This is a genomic window from Pandoraea sp. PE-S2R-1, from assembly GCF_002179865.1.
Taxonomy (GTDB): Bacteria; Pseudomonadota; Gammaproteobacteria; order Burkholderiales; family Burkholderiaceae; genus Pandoraea.
In genome coordinates this window covers 1-441 of record NZ_NGUR01000148.1, presented here as the reverse complement: position 1 = coordinate 441, position 441 = coordinate 1, and the positions used below count along the sequence as shown (strand labels likewise).

Genomic DNA, 441 nt, shown 5'->3' with positions numbered 1-441 from the left:
TGTCAGCGTCAACGTGACGTGAACAATGCATTGCGAACTGGGTGCTGGTGGCCGACGCCGGCAGGGATATGTCACGTCTGCCGGGAAACTTGCGCTCACCGAAGACGCCGACGGCCAGGTGAGCGTGGTGTTGATCGCCTGCGTGGCGTAGGACTGACGCTGCGCCATCGTGCCGGCGCGCAGCATCGCCCGCCCGGCCTCGGAGGCGGCCTGCGTGAGCATCTGGCGAGCAAGAATATTGATGGAGAACGCGACGGCCACATAGAACGCGGGCAACAGGATCATCAGGATGAGCGCGAATTCAAGCGCAGCGACGCCGCCGTGACCGCGCGCGCCTTGCGACCTTGCTCCTGCCCGTGCCCCAGACCGATTCATGACGATACTCCCCGTCGCGCACGGCGCTCTGTGGCCGTGTTTGGCGACGCATTGGTCCGACCCATT

General features: G+C 64.9%; 1 protein-coding gene. It reads right to left on the bottom strand.

What is annotated here, in order from left to right; genetic code table 11:
* Positions 1-375, bottom strand: a 375-nt coding sequence (locus CDV44_RS27460; protein ID WP_170936142.1) for a TadE/TadG family type IV pilus assembly protein, incomplete at its 3' end; no start/stop codon positions are given.
* Between the last annotated feature and the right edge of the window lie 66 nt (positions 376-441).